The 14720-nt window shown below is 69.4% G+C and carries 8 protein-coding genes; all 8 read right to left on the reverse strand.

What is annotated here, in order from left to right; translation table 11 throughout:
- Positions 1–88: 88 nt before the first annotated feature.
- The 8 genes from ASE14_RS07595 to rpoC all read right to left on the reverse strand — a co-directional run bounded on the left by ASE14_RS07595 (position 89) and on the right by rpoC (position 14686).
- Positions 89–982 carry a hypothetical protein gene (locus tag ASE14_RS07595; protein ID WP_056653061.1) on the reverse strand — a complete coding sequence of 298 codons (894 nt, stop codon included), beginning with the start codon at positions 980–982 and terminating at the stop codon, positions 89–91.
- Positions 979–1875, reverse strand: a complete 897-nt coding sequence (locus ASE14_RS07600) for a hypothetical protein (RefSeq protein ID WP_056653064.1) — start codon at positions 1873–1875, stop codon at positions 979–981. Before ASE14_RS07600 ends, ASE14_RS07595 begins: the two co-directional genes overlap by 4 nt.
- A 54-nt stretch (positions 1876–1929) precedes the next feature.
- On the reverse strand, positions 1930–2880 hold the full coding sequence (locus ASE14_RS07605) for a hypothetical protein (protein WP_056653067.1): 951 nt from the start codon (positions 2878–2880) through the stop codon (positions 1930–1932).
- 37 nt (positions 2881–2917) lie between these two features.
- Entirely contained in the window at positions 2918–7414 is a 4497-nt protein-coding gene (locus tag ASE14_RS07610; protein ID WP_056653070.1) for an FtsK/SpoIIIE domain-containing protein, read from the reverse strand.
- Positions 7415–7417: 3 nt separating this feature from the next.
- Positions 7418–8668 carry an RDD family protein gene (locus tag ASE14_RS07615; protein WP_056653073.1) on the reverse strand — a complete coding sequence of 417 codons (1251 nt, stop codon included), beginning with the start codon at positions 8666–8668 and terminating at the stop codon, positions 7418–7420.
- 164 nt (positions 8669–8832) lie between these two features.
- On the reverse strand, positions 8833–9849 hold the full coding sequence (locus tag ASE14_RS07620; protein ID WP_056653077.1) for a hypothetical protein: 1017 nt from the start codon (positions 9847–9849) through the stop codon (positions 8833–8835).
- A 93-nt stretch (positions 9850–9942) separates the two neighbouring features.
- Entirely contained in the window at positions 9943–10650 is a 708-nt protein-coding gene (locus tag ASE14_RS07625) for a hypothetical protein (protein ID WP_056653079.1), read from the reverse strand.
- Between the two features lie 139 nt (positions 10651–10789).
- Positions 10790–14686, reverse strand: a complete 3897-nt coding sequence (gene rpoC / locus ASE14_RS07630) for a DNA-directed RNA polymerase subunit beta' (RefSeq protein WP_056653082.1) — start codon at positions 14684–14686, stop codon at positions 10790–10792.
- Positions 14687–14720 lie beyond the last annotated feature (34 nt).

Genomic DNA, 14720 nt, shown 5'->3' on the forward strand with positions numbered 1-14720 from the left:
ATCGACTCCATCTCGCCGTAAGACGCCTTGAAATCCGCCATCATCAACCCAATCACTCAAACCTTCGCCACCCGGAACCGGGCGGCCATCACGAGACTATGGCAACCCGCCGCACCTCGAGAATGGGGAGGACTCCCCATCCACGGTCGCCCGCCTGCGCCTGCTTCTCGCTGATGATCCCCGATGCGCGCAACTGAGCCAGCACCTCGCGTCGTGCGAGGACGATCTGCTCCCGCTCCTCAGGCGAGGTCCATGTATCGACCCGGCGCCACCACTCGTCCATCTTCTGGTAGTACTCGGGCAGGTCGCCCGGTTCGAGGATGTCCGATTCGAGGCCCTGCCAGGTCTGCGTCGCCGCCAGATCGTTGCGTTTCGCCGTCCGCCAGAGCATGAGCGCACCGAGGCCCGAGCCCGCGATCAAGGCCGCACCGAAATACACCTGAGCGGCGTCGTAGGGGTTCGGCTCCCACCGCCAGAGGATGCTCACCCCCGCCACGATCCAGTAGATCGCGAAGAAGAGCGTCATGGCCGCCGGCCACGCCCGTCGCGGCCACCAGTACGTACTCGTCCGATACGGCTCGAGCCAGACGAGAAGGCCGAGCACGAGGACGGTCGCGATCCCGGATACCAGCGACCCGCCGACGATCTGGAGGATCGTGTCGCCGTTCGACCGCGGGACGGGCAGCGTCGACCCTGCCGAGATGATCGCGAGCACGAACGCGACGGGCAGGAGGACATCATGCAGCCGTGTGGCCTGCTTGCCCGACGATCGGGACGGTGCGGGCGGCGCTGCGGTGCGGCGTCGATTCAGCTCGGCGATCGTGGCGCGGCGTGCGACCAGGTATTCCTCGGCTGCTCCCTGCACGGAGGCGAACAGCGCGATTCGTGAGACGTCGCGCATTGCAGCCTCACCGTCGGCGTAGTTCGAGACCTGGACTTCTCGCCGGATGCGCCGCGAAGCGGCGGGGTCGAGTTCGCTCACGGCCGCGGCTCCGCCCAGATCGATGCCCGACCATCGCGCAGCACGGCTCGCTCCTCATGCTCGGTGAGGAATCCGCCCCTGCGCAATTCGGCCAGCACCACCACTCCCGCCGATGCGATGAGCGCTCGCTCATCAGGAGTCGTGCGATCGTCGACGCGACGCCACCAGTCGTCCATCCGGCGGAGGTACTCCGGCACGTCGCTCCGGTCGATGAGCTCGGGTGCCACCTGCATCTCCCGGTCCAGCGCCGCGCGATCGTCGACCCGCGCCCGCCGCCAGAGGAACACCGCACCCACACCCGAGAGCGCGACCAGCGCCATGCCCGAGTACACCGCGACGGCATCGTCGGGGTTCGGTTCCCACCGCCACGGGATGCTGACCCCGACGAAGATCCAGTAGATCCCGAATCCGAGGGTCAACGAGGCCGGCCAGCCACCGATCGGCCACCACCGCGTACTCGTTCGGTACGGCTCGAGCCAGACGAGGAGCGCCAGGACCAGCCCCGTGGCGATGCCCGACACGAGGGCCCAGTCCTCGATCGGAAGCAGCGTGTGCCCATCTTTCCGCGGCACGGGCATCGTGAGCCCGGCCGAGAGGATCGCGAGCCAAGCGGCGTTGAGCAGCAGGATGTCGTGCAGCCGCGTCGCGAGCTTGACGGGCGACGACTCACCGGCGTGCTGAACGCCGGCCGCGTCGGGCCGCGTCGAACGAGCGCGGTTGAGATCGGTGATGACCTCGCGCCGGACGGCGAGATGCTCGCGGGCCGCGCGGGGCACCGCCGCGAACAGTGCGATACGCGAGACGTCGCGCATCGCCGCCGCGCCGTCGACGTACGTCGAGCGGACCAGTTCTCTGCGGAGGCGCCGGATCACGGCTCGATCGAGTTCCTTCACCGGCGCAGCATCCGGTTCTCCGGCTCGGCCGCCGGCATCACCCGGCCGCACGCGTCAGCAGAGCCCCCGCGCGAGGCATTCCTCGGCAGCGGCCTCATCGAGCAGGTGCCGCAGGTAGAGCACGCCGAGTCCGTCGATGACCGCCGAGCGGCGCACGAGGGCTTCGGGCGCCGTCTCGTCCGAGAGGATCGATCCGAGTTCTGCCAGCGTGGCCTCATCGAGCTGATCCGAAGCCTGCGAGGCCGCCGCGAGGGCGCGCTCGGCTTCGCCGACCGCCGCGGCCACGTTGCTCGTATGCCAGGCGCGGAATTCGAAGTAGGCACGTAGGTGGAGCACAATCGCGCCGACGAACATCGCCGTGCCGATCACGATGGGTGCGGTGACCCACCAGCCGTCGCGCGCGACATTCCACCAGAGCGACGCGAGGCCGAGGGCGGTGAGCACCACGACGACGATCAGGAGGCGAGGCGGGTAGTGCATCGCGAGCACGCTTCGCCGCTTCGGCTCGACGAAGGTCATCCACAGGGCGGCGAGGAGGCTGAGCGCGCCGCCCCAGAGCGCGGCCGCCTCCGGATCCAACAGGAACCCGCCGTCGGGGTCGGGGAATGCGAGCACCGCTCCGACGACCGCAACCAGGATCACGAGCGCGATCGGCCACATCGAACGGCTCCGTTCCGCCCCACCCGCTCCACCGTTGCCGATGCCCGCAAGGAACTCGGAGTCGGCCCGTCGGACGATCTCCAACCTCGCTTCGGCATCGCGACGAGCGAGCTCCGCGATCCTGTCGTCGGACCGTTCAGCGGTCGCCTCGCGCTGCAGCCCGAGCATGATGGGCACCAGCCCCGGCCCGTCGACTTCGTCGCCCTGCGCATACGTCCGCACGGCGCGTCGAGTCGTTGCTCCCCCGTCGCCGATCTCGGCGATGACCGCGGCGGACGCGGGCACTCGCCCGACGACGTCGATCCACGGCGCAACGACCGGGTCTTCAAGGCCGGTCTCTCGCATGTCTCCTCCTCGGCTCACTTGGATCGATCCACTCGGCTCACGCCTCGACGAGCGGCAGCTGCACGGTGACGAACGCGCCGTTCTCGACGAAGATGCCGCGGCCCTCGGGGTACTCGTGGCGGGCGACCTTCGGGAACGGCACCTTGAAGAGCGAGTCGCCGTCGTAGGTGTCGGGCCGCAAGGCGATGCCACGGCGCCCGGCCTTCAGCTCGCCGACGAGGCCGTATCCCGAGCTGAGCTGCGAGACGTCGCCGTCGCCGACCAGGAAGTGGTCGCTGCGGTTGATCGCCTGGAACAGCTCCTTCAGCGGCCGCTCGGCATCGGTGTCGCCGAACTCGCTGACGTTCTCGACGACGATCATGATGCGGCCCGGGATCGACTCGTCGGGCACGATGCCCGCGAGTTCCTTCGCCAGCGCACGGGCGTCCTCGATGTTCGTCGCACTCCGACGCCACGGGGCGAAGTCCTTCAGCGCCGCGCGGCGGCCGCCGAAGTGGAAGAGCTCCACCTTCGGGTCGAAGCGCTGCATCGACCTGACGAGGGCGCGCACGGCGTTCGTCTTGCCGCTCCGGGGCGGCCCGGCGATGACGAACGTGCCGATCGGCTCGAAGCCCTTGGGGCCGAGGATGTCATCGGAGACGCCGATGACGGGAGCGCCGTCGACGGAGTCGGGCAGGTCGGCGGTCGCCAGCTCCGTCGGGAGGGCTCCGATCTCGGATGCCTCGACGGCACCGCGAGCCCGCAGCGCGTCGGCGAACTCCTGCATCGCGCTCGTCTGCTCGGCGACGTTCGCGGTGCCGCCGATCGCGGCCAGCTGGGTCTCGAGCCCGTCGACGATCGCGCGCCCGGGAGCGCTGCGCTCGTTGAGCACGTCTTTCGGCGCCCCGAGGATCGAGTAGGCGCCCTCGTCCGACATCCGCAGGATGATGCGCTTCGTGACGTTCGCGCTCACGGCGGTGGGTACCGCGCCGTAGCGATCGGCGGTGGCGATCGCGTGGATGCCGAGCGGACGGCCCTCACCGAGCAGCCGCATGAAGATCGCGTAGAACGGCGCGCGGGCCGACGTCGTCTCCCACTCCTGCTTGAACGTGCCGAAGCCGTCGATGAGCAGCAGGATGCGCGCCTCGTCGGTGCGCCCGGTGATCGCCCGATACTCCGTGAGGGTTGCAGCGTTGACGGCCGAGAACCGCTTCGCCCGATCGTCGAGCAGCGAGCGGATGGTGCGGAGCATCCGCTGCACGCGCTCAGCGTCGTCGCCGGCGACGATCGACCCCACGTGCGGGAGCGACTCGATCGCCCGGAGGGAGCCGGTGCCGAAGTCGGCGCCGTAGACGATCACTCGACCGCGCTCGGGAGCGGCACCCGCCGCCATCGCGATGGAGCGCAGCGCCGTCGACTTGCCAGCACCGCTCGTGCCGTAGACGAGCATGTGGCCGTCGACGTCGGGCTCGAAGTACACGGCCTCCTGGAGCTGCCGCTCGGGGATGTCGGCGAGGCCGAGCGGGATGCGCGAGTCGCCCTCGAGCGGGAGTGCCCGCAGGTCGACGGCGGTCGCCAGGTCGTCGAGCCACGGGCGACGAGGCGCGGGAATGCGCGCGTCGACCGCCGCGGTGATCAGGTTCTTCACGAGCCGCTTCTGGTCGTTCGGGCCGAGGTCCTCGTCGTGCGTATCCGAGTCGGCGCCGGCCGCGCCCTCCCAGACGACGGCCCCGCCGAAGCGGAGCTCTGCGACCTTCGCCTGCGCCGCCTCGGGTGCATCGCTCGTCCAGCCGCCGGCATAGCCGGACTGGAACGAGACGAGACGACCCGGTCCGGTCTTGGCGATGCCGCGCCCGGGGATCGACGGGTCGAAGGTGCCGGCCACGGGGTCGCCGACGACGTCGTTCGAGTCCGCGACATCCGCCATGCGCAGTGCGACGCGGAGGTTGGTGTTGGCGCGCAGGTTGTCCTTGATGACGCCCGCAGGGCGCTGCGTCGCCATGATCAGGTGGATGCCGAGCGAGCGACCGCGCTGCGCGATGTCGACGACGCCGTCGACGAACTCGGGCACCTCGCCGGCGAGGGCCGCGAACTCGTCGATCACGAGCACGAGCGCGGGCGGGGTCTCGGGGTCCTGACGCTTCTCGAGCTCGAGCAGGTCCTTCGCCTTCTTGCGGTTGAAGAGGTGCTCGCGGTGGTGCAGCTCGGCCCGGAGGCTCGTGAGCGCGCGGCGCACGAGGTGCGGGCTCAGGTCGGTGACGAGACCGACGCAGTGCGGCAGGTCGACGCAGTCGGCGAACGCCGACCCGCCCTTGTAGTCGACGAAGAGGAACGTCACGCGGTCGGGGCTGTACTCGGCGGCCATGCCGAGCACCCATGCCTGCAGGAACTCGGACTTGCCCGAACCCGTGGTGCCGCCGACGAGCGCGTGCGGACCCTGCGTGCGCAGGTCGAGCGACATGGCGTCGGGGCTGCCCTGGCCGATGTAGGCCTTCAGCGTGCCGCTGCGCTTCAGCCGCGGACGAACACCGCGAGATCTGTCGAGCACCGAGTTGTTCTGGCGCCAGCGTTCGACGGCCGCACTCGGCTGGCTGGCCATGTCGGCGCCGAGCAGCTTCAGGAGCGAGACGCTGCGCGGCAGGTCGCTCGAGTCCGCGGCGACCGAGCTCGAATCCGCCACGGGGGCGAGTCGCTTCGCGAAGACCTCGGCGTACTGGTTAGAGACGCCCTCGACGGCGACCGTCGTGTAGTCCTCACCGGCGCGGACGTAGCCGACTCGCGCCCGGTCGAGACCGTCGGTCGCGTCGATGAACGTGCGGCACGCGGCCGGCAGCGACTCGACGGTCGGCGCGAGGAAGATCGTGTAGATGCCGGCATCGGCGCCGCGTTCGATGACCTGCGTCAGGCGCGGACGGTCGACCGGGGCGTCGTTCGAGGCGATGAGCACGAGCGCGATGTCGCCTTCGAGCTTGCCGGGAGAATCGGATGCCTCGCCGACGCGTGAGCCCAATGCGAGCGAGGTGTCCTCCTCACGCAGGGGCCCGCGACGGCTCGGCGTGCCCGAGAGCCGCTCGAGGATCGCCTCCTCGAGCCCGTTCAGGAGCGCGGTGCCGGCCGACTGGCTGTCGGCGAGCGCGAGGTCGGCGAACGGCGACTTCGGGCTCGTGGTGTGCGGGAGCCACTTCATCCACTCGATCTCACGCGCCCACGCCGGATCGACGATCGCGGCCGTGACGATCTCGTTCGGCGCGTGCAGGCCGAACAGCTGCACGCCGAGGCCCCTGAGCACGTCGGCGGCGAGGTGCCGTGGCCCGGCGATGCCGATCGCGCCCGAGCTCGGCAGCATCTCGACGAGCGGCACCTCGTCGATCAGGGCGTGCCGCTCGCGGAGCTTGTCGACCTGACGCGCGTACTGCGCGATGCCCTTCAGCTCGCTCGTCTCCTGCACGGTGTTGCGGCTCCTGGCCCGCCCGACGCCGAGGCGCAGCGAGAGGAAGTTCCAGTGCTCGGGCCGGCGCGTCCAGAGCAGCGGTCCGAGTCGCATCGCCTGTTCGTAGACCTTCGCGACGGCGGGTGCCTCCTCATGGCGGCGAGCCCGCTCCACCACGGTCTCGCGGGCGAGCTTCTCCTCGAGTTCCTCGATCTGCGTCTCGAAGGTGTCGATCTCGAGGCGCAGCTTCTTGCCCTGCTGGGTGCGCTGGCCGATGAAGTTGCCGAGCATCATGAGCGGCGACATCGCGATGATGAGCAGCGAACTCGGCCGCTGCGTGAAGGCGAACATCGCGAAGCCGAGCATGACGGGCGCCGCGACCATCGGCCACGGGAACATCCGCGGTTCCGCCTCGGACGGAACGGTCGGATGCCGGTGCTCCATGCCGGGGTAGCGCGCTTCGACCCTCGGCGAGCGGTTGAACATGAGGGTGCCGCCGCGTTCGAGCACGGGGTCGACCGCGCCATCCGTGCCGGCGACGAGCGAGAACGAGACCTCGGTGTCGCCGATCGTGATCACCTGCCCGGGGATCGCACGCACGCGCTGGACGAGCCCGCCGTCCACGATGAGGCCGTTCGCCGAGTTCAGGTCGACGAGTTCGACGCCCTGGTCGACCTCGACCCGGGCGTGCCGCTTGGAGACGAGCGAGTCGGCGAGCACGATGTCGGCGCCCGCTGCGCGCCCGATGACGCTGTTGCCCCTCGGCAGGGGGATCTCGCGGCCCGCTTCCGGCCCGTTGTGCACGTGCAGCACCGCGGCGGTCTGCGCATCGGCGCGGCCTGCACCGGCATCGGGCGTCTGCGCGACGACTGCGGCGTTGAACCCCGAACCGATCGGCGCGTCGCCGATCAACAGCTCGGGAGCGAGCACGATCGGCTCGCTCGACGTCGGCGGCGCAACGGCGAGGGTGAGGCCGACGCCGCTCCCCCGGGCGAGCAGTCCCGACGCGGGGTCGTTGTCGGCGATCGTGCGCGCGATGTCCTCGACCGTCGCGGTCGAGTCCGCGGTCACGACGATGTCGACCGGGGCTCCGGCCTGCCGTCGGAGTCCGAGCTTGAGTTTCATCCGCTACCTTCCGGAGCTTTCGGTCACGAGGAAACTGCGGCCGCCGAGCGTCACGCGCGCGCCCGGCGCCACCTGGGTGCGCACGCCGGGCGTCAACGGCCGGGCGGCGTCGCCGATGAGCGCCACCGTCGTTCCGTTCCGCGACGCCCGGTCGACGATCCAGAATCCGCTCGCGTCGACGCCGAAGGCCGCATGCGTCTTCGAGATGCGCATGCTCGGGTCGTCGAGCGGCACGAACTGGGAGACCTGCTCCCCCGGAGATGCGGCCGGGTCCCGGCCGATCAACCCCAGCGCACCGGGCTGCAGCCGGGTGCCGTCGTCGAAGATCATCAGGAACTCGACGCCGAGCACTGCCGGTGCCGGTGCGGATGCGGATGCGGATGCGGATGCGGTCGATCCTCCGATGACCGGCAGCTCGGCGGTGCCCCCTGCCGGGGCGACCGGCGGCACCGGAGCAGCCGGCTGCGACGCGGGCGTCTGGGACCCGACGGGCGGCGGCGACCATTCGACGTGCTCGGAGGGCGCGGCGGACACCACGCCCGAGCTCGAGCGGGCAGCCGGGATGAACAGGTCGCCGCGGGCCTGGTCGCTCGCGAGCGAGGGCAGCTTCTCGACGAGGTCGGGGCCCTCCGACTCGAAGGCGCGCCGCGCGTGCCGGAGTGCCTTGCCGTCGAGCGGGTTCAGGCCGCGCCGCACCTCGATCACGAAGCATCGGCCGACACGGTCGAGCCAGCTGCGACCGCGACGCTCGCGATCCCATGCCGACGAGGCGAACAGCACCGCGGGGCCGATGAACGGCAGCACGAGCTGGGCGCCCGCCAAGACGAGCGCCCGCAGCACCACTCGCCAGAATCCGGGGACCCCGAAGGTCGCGACGTTGACCGAACGGAGGCCGAACGACGCCTTGCCGACCGTGAGTGCGAGCCTGCCGTGGAGCACGAGCTGCGTGAGCCCGAAGATGAAGAGCAGCGCCTGGCTGACGATGGCGAGGATGAGCGGCAGCGTCAGGTCGGCGGCGAGCACCGACTGGGCGTCCCACCCGGTGGTCCCTGCGATGCCCGCCACGAGCACGGCCGCCACGACACCGGGCGCCGCGAGTGCGACCCAGATCGTCGCGTCGAGCGCGAACGCGGCGGAACGCCGCCCTCCGGGCGCGGCGACCAGGCCGAGCCCGGCCGCATAGGCGGGATCGGGTCGCCCTTCAGGGTCGAGCCCGGGCACGACGGCCGTGCCGTCGTCGAGTGTGACGCTCACCTCTGCTCCTCATCCGCGACAAATGCCTGGCCTGCCAGTTCACACGACGAAGCCCGGCGTGTCGATGGGGAGGGCTCACCATCCCCACCACCCTAACCAGTCGGAGGAGAGTGTTCCGCCGCCCGTCGTGACGGGGCGGCCGCGTGCCGTTCGAACCGAGCGGTCTAGTACCGCTGCACCTGCGGGCCGGCCGCGAGCTCGCGGTCGTACGCCTCGATCGCGAGTCGGTTGCGCTCGGTCACTGTACGCCCGCGGGCGGCGATCCAACCGCCCAGCCAGATCGGGATCTCCCGGGCGATGACGGCCGCGACGATCGCGTAGGGGTCGAGCCAGCGTTCGGCGATGAAATCGTTCGCCTGCTCGAGCGTGAGCGTCCACGCCTGCACGAAGAGCAGCGAGCCGCCGATGTAGGCGAAGTAGACGAGCGCGCCGACCAGCAGGCCGAACACGGCGTAGGTCCACCACGGACCGCGATTGACGATCGCGGCGAGCAGCGCGAAGCCCACGAAGAACGCGACCACGGGAACCCAGAACGTCGGTTCGATCAGGAAATCGCCGATGCCGATCGCCTCACCGGCCGGGGCCCCGAAGCTCAGGTAGAGCGCATAGGCGACGACGGCGTAGAGCACCCCGAACGCGACCGTGCCGATGAGGGCGACGAGCACGCCGAAGCCTCGGTTGCCCTTCGCCTTCGGCGGCGTCGGCGCCTGCACGTAGATCGTCTGCGGCCCGGGCTGCGGGGCGACGTACACGGGCTCGGGCACGTCCGCGAGCGTCGCCGCACCGGCTGCGGTGCCCGCGGCGACGGTCGCCGCCGGCACGTAGGTCTCCCGGCGCACGGCGTCGGCGGCGACCGGTTCGGGTGCCGACGCGGCATCCAGGTCGTCGATGCCGTTGGTCTCTTCTGGTACGGGATGCGCGCTCGCCCGTTCGACGGCCTCATCGAGTCGGGCGGTCGCAGCGAGGTCGGCGTCGGCCGCATCGGACTCGGCTGTGTCGGCGACCGGCGCGGATGCCGGCACGGCGGGCTCATCGGCGGGCTCGATCGGGGCCGGCTCGTCGACCGGACCCGTCTCGTTCACGTCGGGGGCGGGAGCGGCATCGTCGACGCTGCCCTCGTCGACCGGACCCGTCGCTCCGTCGTGACGTTCCGGGTCTGATCCGGGAGTCGTGCTGCTCATGATCGCGCTCCTTCCGGGCACCCCTCGCACCCGTGGTTGGCCAACTGTAGCAACGCGGTGGGCCGGAACCGGGGAGCGCTCGCGGCGCTTCGCTCAGCCGAAGATCGCCGCCACGATGTCGTTCGTGTACCCATCGGGGCCGGCGTTCATCCAGAGCGTGGCGATCCACACGCCCTCACGGATGAAATGCGACTCTCCGGACTGGCCGTCGGCGCTCTCCGGTGTCTCCGTGACGCACCGCGTGCCCTCGAGCTCCTCGTAGCAGCTGTATCCCATCGCACCGAAGTGGGCGAGCATCGCCACTGCCTGCTCCTCGGTGACATGGGCGATGTTCGTCGTGAGCCCGCGGTCGGACCCACCGGCCGGGCCGCCCCAGTTGCAGGTGATGGCCGAGTTCGTCGTGAGCAGGTCGACCGCCGTCCGGTCGTTCGACCCGAACTGCACTCCGCTGCCGGGTTCGAGCGCCCAGGCCGGGTTCAGCACGAGGGGTGCGAAGTCCTCCGACCAGTCGCGTGTGTAGATCGCCTCGCAGTCGGTCGGGATCTCGTGCGCGGACGGAGGCCGAGACGCCGGCGCGGACGATGCCGGCGGCGTCGCGGCCGCATCCGTGTTGCCCGGAGTCGGCGTTGAACCACCGCTCGAGCCGGTGCCCGCTCCGCCGATCACCGCGCCCACGACGAACGCGACGATCACGGCCAGGATCGCTCCGCCCACGACGAGCCAGAACTGCGGACGCCTCAGGAGGGGCCGTCGGGCGCCCGACTCGGATGCCTCGGGTGCCTGCGGCGTGTGATCGGTCATCGCGAGCCTTTCGGATCGGCGGCATCGTCGTCTCGAGCGATCGTAGCGCCGCACGGGCGCCGCTGTCGCCCGGCGCACGTCCCCCGGAAACGAAGCAGGGCCCCGGATCGCTCCGGGGCCCTGCTCTCGTATCGGCTGACTAGCTGTAGTTGCCGGGGGTGAAGTCGTCGCTCGAGAACGCGTCGAAGTCGACGAAGCTCAGGTCGCCCTCGGTGAACGCGGCGTCGTCGGTGAAGATGCGGTTCGGGTACCGCTCCGCCTTCGCCTCCTCGGTCGCCTCGACCGCGACGTTCCGGTACTTCTGCAGACCGGTGCCGGCGGGGATCAGCTTTCCGATGATCACGTTCTCCTTGAGGCCGACGAGCGGGTCGGACTTGCCCTCCATGGCGGCCTGCGTGAGCACGCGGGTCGTCTCCTGGAAGGACGCGGCCGACAGCCACGACTCGGTCGCGAGCGAGGCCTTGGTGATACCCATGACCTCCTGGCGAGCCGACGCCGTCTTCTTGCCCTCGGTCAGCGCGGCACGGTTGATGCCGTTGTACTTCAGGCGGTCGACGAGCTCACCGGGCAGCAGGTCGGTGTCGCCGTGGTCGACGACGGTGACCTTGCGCAGCATCTGGCGCACGATGACCTCGATGTGCTTGTCGTGGATCGGCACACCCTGCGAACGGTAGACGTCCTGCACGCCGTTGACGAGGTGCTTCTGCACTTCGCGCACACCCTTGACCCGGAGGACCTCCTTCGGGTCGACGGTGCCGACGATCAGCTGCTGGCCGAGCTCGACGTGCTGTCCGTCTTCGACCAGGAGGGTCGAACGCTTGAGCACGTTGTACGCGATCGGCTCGTCGCCGTTGTCGGGCGTGAGGATGACCTTGCGCTGCTTGTCGGTCTCGTCGATCGTGATGCGACCCGGGGCCTCGACGATGGGCGATGCACCCTTGGGGGTACGCGCCTCGAAGAGCTCCTGCACGCGGGGAAGACCCTGCGTGATGTCGTCGGCCGAGGCCGAACCACCGGTGTGGAAGGTACGCATCGTCAGCTGCGTACCGGGCTCACCGATCGACTGGGCCGCGATGATGCCGACGGCCTCGCCGATGTCGACGAGCTTGCCGGTCGCGAGCGAACGGCCGTAGCACTTCGCGCAGACACCGACGGCCGACTCGCAGGTGAGCACGGAGCGCACCTTGATCGTCTCGACCTCGGCAGCGATGAGCTTGTCGATGAGCACGTCGCCGACGTCCTCACCGGCATCCGCGACGACCTCGCCCTTGGCGTTGACCGCGTCGGCGGCGAGGCTGCGGGCGTAGACCGCGTTCTCGACGTTCGGGTCGCGCACGAGCGCCCCCGAGGCATCCGTCGTCGCGATCGGCAGCTCGAGGCCCTTGGTCGTGCCGCAGTCCTCCTCGCGGATGATGACATCCTGCGAGACGTCGACGAGACGACGCGTGAGGTAACCCGAGTCGGCCGTACGGAGGGCCGTGTCGGCCAGACCCTTACGGGCACCGTGCGTCGCGATGAAGTACTCGGCGACCGAGAGGCCCTCGCGGTAGCTCGAGATGATCGGGCGAGGGATGATCTCACCCTTCGGGTTGTTCACGAGGCCTCGCATACCCGCGATGTTGCGGATCTGCAGCCAGTTACCACGAGCACCCGACGACACCATGCGGTTGATCGTGTTGTCCTCGGGGAAGGCCTCGCGCATCGCGACAGCAACCTCGTCGGTGGCCTTCGTCCAGATCTGGATGAGCTCCTGGCGACGCTCGAGGTCGGTCGTGAGACCCTTCTCGAACTGACCCTGGACCTTGGCGGCCTGCTTCTCGTACTTCGCGACGATCTCGCCCTTGTTGGCCGGCGTCAGGATGTCGGAGAGTGCCACGGTCACGCCCGAACGGGTCGCCCAGCGGAAGCCGGCGTCCTTGATCCGGTCGAGGGTCGCGGCGACCTCGGTCTTCGGGTAGCGCTCGGCGAGGTCGTTGACGATCTCCGAGATCTGCGTCTTGCCCGCCTGCGCGTTCACGTAGGGGTAGTCGACCGGAAGCGCCTCGTTGAAGAGGGCGCGACCGAGGGTCGTCTCGAGCAGGTACGGCTTGCCGGGAACGAAGTCCTCGGGGGTCTCGCCCTCGGCGAAGTGCAGGCCCTCGAGACGGATCTTGACCGTGGCACCGAGGTCGAGCGCGAAGTCGCCCGGACGGTTCTGGTCGAAGGCGAGGATGGCCTCGGCGATCGACGAGAACGCGCGACCCTCACCTGCGGCGCCGGACTTGCCGGTCGTCAGGTGGTGCAGGCCGATGATCATGTCCTGCGTGGGCAGGGTCACCGGACGGCCGTCGGACGGCTTCAGGATGTTGTTCGAGGCGAGCATCAGGATGCGGGCCTCGGCCTGCGCCTCCACCGAGAGGGGAAGGTGCACGGCCATCTGGTCGCCGTCGAAGTCCGCGTTGAACGCAGCACACACGAGCGGGTGGAGCTGGATGGCCTTGCCCTCGACGAGCTGCGGTTCGAAGGCCTGGATGCCGAGGCGGTGCAGCGTGGGTGCTCGGTTCAGCAGAACCGGGCGCTCACGGATGATCTCCTCGAGCACGTCCCAGACCTGGGGGCGCGAACGCTCCACCATGCGCTTGGCGGCCTTGATGTTCTGAGCGTGGCTCAGGTCGATCAGGCGCTTGATCACGAACGGCTTGAACAGCTCGAGCGCCATCTGCTTGGGCAGACCGCACTGGTGCAGCTTCAACTGCGGGCCGACGACGATGACCGAACGGCCCGAGTAGTCGACGCGCTTGCCGAGCAGGTTCTGGCGGAAGCGACCCTGCTTTCCCTTGAGCATGTCGCTCAGGGACTTCAGGGCGCGGTTGCCGGTACCGGTGACGGGGCGACCGCGGCGGCCGTTGTCGAACAGTGCGTCGACGGCCTCCTGCAGCATCCGCTTCTCGTTGTTGACGATGATCTCGGGGGCACCGAGGTCGAGCAGACGACGAAGACGGTTGTTGCGGTTGATCACACGACGGTAGAGGTCGTTGAGGTCGGAGGTCGCGAAGCGGCCACCGTCGAGCTGGACCATCGGACGAAGCTCCGGCGGGATCACCGGCACGACGTCGAGCACCATCGCGGCCGGCGAGTTGCCGGTCTGCAGGAAGGAGCTGACGACGCGCAGACGCTTGATCGCGCGGATCTTCTTCTGGCCCTTGCCCTCGGCGATCTGCAGGCGCAGGTCGTCGGCCTCGGCGGCCAGGTCGAAGGCCTCGAGGCGCTTCTTGATGGCCTCGGCACCCATGTAGGCGTCGAAGTACATGCCGAAGCGGTCCTGGAGCTCGTGGAAGACCGAGTCCTCGGGCTTGAGGTCGCCGACCTTGAGGGTGCGGAAGTCCTCCCACACGCGCTCGAGGTGCGCGACCTGCTCGTCGCCCGACTTGCGGACCTGCGTCATCTCCTTGTCGGCGGCGGCTTCAGCGCGCTTCTTCTGGTCGGACTTGGCGCCCTCTGCCTCGAGTGCGGCGAGCTCCTCCTCCTTGCGCGCCATGAGCGTCGCGATGCGGGCATCGCGCTGGTCGCCGATGGTCTTGATCTCGAGCCGCAGCTCGTTCTCGAGGCCGGGCATGTCGGCGTGACGACCCTCGTCGTCGACGTCGATCACCATGTAGGCGGCGAAGTAGATGACCTTCTCGAGGTCCTTCGGCGCCATGTCGAGCAGGTAGCCGAGACGGCTGGGCACACCCTTGAAGTACCAGATGTGCGTGACCGGAGCGGCGAGCTCGATGTGGCCCATGCGCTCACGACGAACGGAGGACTTGGTGACCTCCACGCCGCATCGCTCGCAGACGATGCCCTTGAAGCGGACACGCTTGTACTTGCCGCAGGCGCACTCCCAGTCGCGGCTCGGGCCGAAGATCTGTTCGCCGAACAGACCGTCCTTCTCGGGCTTCAGGGTGCGGTAGTTGATGGTTTCAGGCTTCTTGACCTCACCGTAGGACCACTTGCGGATGTCCTCTGCGGTGGCCAGGCCGATGCGAAGCTCGTCAAAAGTCGTTGCGTCGAGCAATTTCTCTCCTTGGAAAGTTTCTGTAGTCGTCTAC

It is taken from the genome of Agromyces sp. Root81 (assembly GCF_001429165.1).
Taxonomy (GTDB): domain Bacteria; phylum Actinomycetota; class Actinomycetes; order Actinomycetales; family Microbacteriaceae; genus Agromyces.

Coding starts and splice junctions, on each gene's coding strand:
- ASE14_RS07605 (WP_056653067.1), bottom strand. CDS start 2,880: ATGCGAGAGACCGGCCTTGAAGACCCGGTCGTTGCGCCGTGGATCGAC.
- ASE14_RS07620 (WP_056653077.1), bottom strand. CDS start 9,849: ATGAGCAGCACGACTCCCGGATCAGACCCGGAACGTCACGACGGAGCG.
- ASE14_RS07610 (WP_056653070.1), bottom strand. CDS start 7,414: ATGAAACTCAAGCTCGGACTCCGACGGCAGGCCGGAGCCCCGGTCGAC.
- ASE14_RS07625 (WP_056653079.1), bottom strand. CDS start 10,650: ATGACCGATCACACGCCGCAGGCACCCGAGGCATCCGAGTCGGGCGCC.